4 protein-coding genes are annotated in these 4328 nt (G+C 66.4%); 1 reads left to right on the forward strand and 3 read right to left on the reverse strand.

Features of this window, described 5'->3' with window-relative positions:
• Nucleotides 1-89: 89 nt before the first annotated feature.
• Entirely contained in the window at nt 90-1055 is a 966-nt protein-coding gene (locus VNW74_RS04815; protein WP_325675464.1) for an alpha/beta hydrolase, read from the reverse strand.
• The gene (locus VNW74_RS04820) at nt 1056-1586 is read right to left on the reverse strand and encodes a phage holin family protein (protein ID WP_325675465.1); all 531 of its coding nucleotides are present in this window, start codon (nt 1584-1586) and stop codon (nt 1056-1058) included. It abuts the gene before it with no gap.
• Nucleotides 1587-1866: 280 nt separating this feature from the next.
• Here VNW74_RS04820 and VNW74_RS04825 point away from each other — a divergent pair, with 280 nt between their 5' ends.
• Nucleotides 1867-2577: a serine protease gene (locus VNW74_RS04825; RefSeq protein WP_414686598.1), complete on the forward strand. Its 711-nt coding sequence runs from the start codon at nt 1867-1869 to the stop codon at nt 2575-2577.
• A gap of 28 nt (nt 2578-2605) precedes the next feature.
• On the opposite strand, the gene acs is transcribed toward VNW74_RS04825, so the two are convergent.
• The coding region (gene acs, locus VNW74_RS04830; RefSeq protein WP_325675466.1) for an acetate--CoA ligase at nt 2606-4328 on the reverse strand (1723 nt) is incomplete at its 5' end.

A 4328-nucleotide genomic window follows, 5' to 3' on the forward strand; every position in this document is an offset into this window, starting at 1 on the left:
CGACACCGGTTTCGTCCTGACGGCCAAGGAAGTGGCCGCCCAGCTGGCGCACATCGGCGACACTGCGCCGGTGGCCACCGGGGAGTGTGTCAGTTAAGGGGCGACCTGTACACCCGGTCGAGGAAGCGCTTTAGGTGCGCGTTGACTTCCTGCGGCGTCTCTTCATGACTGAAATGTCCTGCGCCGGCGATTGATACGTAGCGACCATGCGGCGCGTAGCGCTGCGTTCGCTCGACCGGATCGGCCAGTACGTACGGATCGGCATCACCGTGAATGTGCAGCATCGGAATCCCCAAAGGCCGGTTCATCGACTTCATAAAGTGGCGGCCCTCCTCGCGTAGCTGGCTACGCACTGCCCAACGCTGATATTCCAGCGCGGAGTGCGCCGCCGCCCGAATTTGGATCGCCTCCCGCAGATGGCCGATGGTCTCGGAAAAGTCTTCGGAAGCAACCCATTTAGCGCTGGCCCGACTACGGACCAGACGTTCGATCTCCGCGCCGTGATCCCGGGTCAGCGCGCGCTCCGGCCAGATCGGCACCTGATAGCGCAGCAGCGAGGGCAACAGTGCACGGCCCTGATCGCGACGCGTCAACGCCGACCCGCGCAGTGCGGCGGGGTGCGGCGAGCTGATCACCGCGATGGCGCGCACCAGCCGCGGGTGCAGGACCGAGGTTGCCCAGCAGACCAGCCCGCCGTCGGCATGACCGACCAGGGTTGCCGACGTGTGCCCCAGCGCGCGGATCAGTCCGGCGGTATCCCCGGCGAGCGTCCAGCCGTCGTAGCCGCGTGGTGGTTTGTCGCTGCCGCCGTAGCCGCGCAGATCCACCGCGACGACCCGGGCTCCGCGCAAGCCGCGTAGCTGGTGACGCCACGACCACCAGAACGAGCCGAAGCCGTGCAGCATGATCACCAGCGGCTGCGCAGTCGGCGGGGTGGCCGCACTGCGGTCGGCGGGCACGGCCTCGGCGACGTGGAACCGAATGCCGTTGGCGTGCACATCCAGATGGCGCCATGGCCCGTCGATACGGGTGATCGACGGATCTGGTGGCGCCATCTACCAACCCGAAGGGTCGGCGGGCGTCCCGCCCTGCGCCGAACTGAGCGCGCGACCCGGGCCCTTGTCATGACTCGACGTGAAAGCGGTCCGTGTCTCTTTGACCGATTCGATGGTCTGCCGCGGTCCGCGGATGCGCCGCACCTTCAAGTAGCCGAACAACGCCAGCACCGCGGTCACCACCACCATGATCGCGAACACGATCAGGAAGGCGACCCAGCGCCACAGCCAGGTATCGAGCAGTTCGGCGAGGAAAAAGAAGAAAAAGAACGTCGAGTAGAACAGCACCACCAGCGCCGAGATAAAGAAAACACTGCCGGTAAGACCTTTTTTGACATCGCGGGTGATTTCAGAGCGGGCCAATTCGACCTCGGCGCGCACCAAAGTCGATATCTGAGCCGTGGCGTCCTTGACCAGTTCACCGATCGACGGGTCGACGGATGGGGCGTGCGGGTCGGTCAATGGAATGGTGGTCAGCGTGCGAGGAACCCCATCCTTGCGGTCGGCGCTCTTTCGATCTGTCTTGCTCACAGACGGTCCTCCCGGTTTGGCTCCCGGCTTCTGCTCGAGCCGTTGCCCGGCTCGCATCGTCGCCGGGCGTTCGCGGTCGTCGCGGTTCATGTTGCCATGCGGTCCGGTGCCAGACGAGGCCAACCGGACACCGCGGGGCCACCCCCAGCCGCGCAGCGGTGAGGGGCGAGGCGGGTGATCAGAGGGGCCGGTTAGGGATCGAGGCTGGTAGGCACTGATCACGCTAGACTGACGCCGCCGCTTCGGGTACGCGTCCAAGCTTGTCGACGGGAGTATTCCTTTGCAGACCACGTACCGCCGGCTGCCTTGCCTCGCGGCGGCGTTGGTCACGGCGGCATCCGTGGGCCTTGCCGTTGTGCCGGGCGTGCCCGCACGAGCTGACGACAAACTCCCGCTCGGTGGCGGGGCAGGGATCATCGTCAACGGCGACACCCTGTGCACCCTGACCACCATCGGCACCGACGGCAAGGGTGAGCTGATCGGTTTCACGTCGGCGCATTGCGGCGGCCCGGGCGCTCCGGTGGTCGTCGAGTCGGCAAAGGCCCGCGGCGCAGTGGGAACCATGGTCGCCGGCAACGACGGCCTCGACTACGCGGTGATCCAGTTCGATCCGGCCAAGGTGATACCGGTGGCGAACTTCGGTGGTTTCGCGATCAACGGCATCGGGCCCGACCCAGCATTCGGGCAGATCGCCTGCAAGCAGGGCCGCACCACCGGCAACTCCTGCGGCGTCACGTGGGGCCCGGGCCAGGATCCGGGCACCATCCTCATGCAGGTGTGTGGACAACCGGGCGACTCGGGCGCCCCTGTGACGGTCAACGATCAACTGGTCGGCATGATCCACGGCGCGTTCAGCGAAAACCTGCCGGTTTGCGTCACCAAATACATCCCGCTGCACACGCCGGCGGTAGTTCAGTCGATCAATGCCGACTTGGCTGATCTGCAGGCCAAGAACCGTCCCGGCGCGGGCTTCGTCCCCGTCCCGGCCTAGAAGCGATTGGCCGGCTGGCCGGTGTCGGCTACTTGGCGGCCCGGATCGCCTCGAACACACCGGGATCAAGCAGCGTCGACGTGTCGCCGAGTTCTCGATTCTCGGCGATGTCGCGCAGCAGGCGTCGCATGATCTTGCCGCTGCGCGTCTTCGGCAGTTCGGGCACCACGTGCAGTTCGCGGGGCCGGGCAATCGGTGAGATGACCCTGGCCACTTCCGCGCGCAGCTCGTCGATGATCTCGGCGCCCGTCGTCTCGGCATGATCGGCCTGCAAGACGACGAACGCGCAGATCGCCTGACCGGTGGTGTCGTCGGTCGCCCCCACGACCGCGGCTTCGGCGACCCCGGAATGTCCGACCAGCGCCGACTCCACTTCGGCGGTGGAGAGGCGATGGCCGGACACGTTCATCACGTCGTCGATGCGACCGAGGACCCAGATCGCGCCGTCGGAGTCGTAGCGAGCGCCGTCGCCGGCGAAATACCAGCCCTGCTCGGCGAACTTCGACCAGTACGTCTCGCGGTAGCGGTCCGGATCGCCCCAGATGCCGCGCAGCATGGACGGCCAAGGCTGGTCGAGCACCAGATATCCGGTGACGTGCTCGCCCTCGTCGGTGGACGGCGGTGAAAGCTGATTGCCGTCGTCGTCGACGATCCTCGCCGAGATACCGGGCAGCGGCCTCATCGCCGATCCCGGCTTGGTGGCCGCGACGCCGGGTAGCGGCGAGATCATCGCGGCGCCGGTTTCGGTCTGCCACCAGGTGTCCACGATCGGGATGCTGTCGGCGCCGATGACTTTGCGGTACCAGCGCCAGGCCTCCGGGTTGATCGGCTCACCGACCGTCCCCAGCAGCCGCAGGCTGGACAAGTCGCGGGCGTCCGGGATTTCGCGGCCCCACTTCATAAAGGTGCGGATCATCGTCGGCGCGGTGTAATAGATTGTCACGCCGTACTTTTCGATGATCTCGAAATGCCGGTGCTGGCTGGGCGTGCTTGGGGTTCCCTCATAGATAACCTGGGTTACGCCGTTGGACAGCGGGCCGTAGACACCGTAGGTGTGTCCGGTGACCCAGCCGATGTCGGCGGTGCACCAGAACACGTCGGTTTCCGGCTTGATGTCGAAGACGTTGTGGTGGGTGTAGGACGCCTGGGTGAGATAGCCGCCGCTGGTGTGCACGATGCCCTTGGGCTTGCCGGTGGTGCCCGAGGTGTACAGCAGGAACAGCGGATGCTCGGCATCGAACGCCTCGGCGCTGTGTTCGGGCGATGCCGAGTCGACGACGTCGTGCCACCACACGTCGCGTCCCTGCCTCCACGGGACGTCGATGCCAGTGCGCTGGACCACCAAGACGTGTTCGATCGTGCTGGTGTCGGCGACCGCCTGGTCGGCGGCTTCCTTCAACTGCTCCGGCTTGCCGTGGCGGAACTGCCCGTCGGAGGTGATCAGCAGCTTGGCCTCGGCGTCGGCGATTCGGGCGCGCAGCGCCGTGGCGGTGAAACCGGCGAACACCACGCTGTGCATGACGCCTAGGCGCGCGCAGGCCAACATCGCGACGACGGCCTCCGGGATCATCGGCATATAGATGGCGACGCGGTCGCCGGCGACCAGACCCAGCCCGCTGAGCGCGTTGGCGGCTTTGCACACCTCGGTCTGCAGGTCTGAGTAGGTGAGGGTGCGGCCTTCGCCGACCCGCTCACCCTCCCAGTGGATGGCGACTCGATCGCCGTTACCGGCTTGTACGTGACGGTCCACG

Source organism: Mycobacterium sp. (genome assembly GCF_035570115.1).
GTDB lineage: Bacteria > Actinomycetota > Actinomycetes > Mycobacteriales > Mycobacteriaceae > Mycobacterium.

Coding starts and splice junctions, on each gene's coding strand:
- VNW74_RS04815 (WP_325675464.1), bottom strand. CDS start 1,055: ATGGCGCCACCAGATCCGTCGATCACCCGTATCGACGGGCCATGGCGC.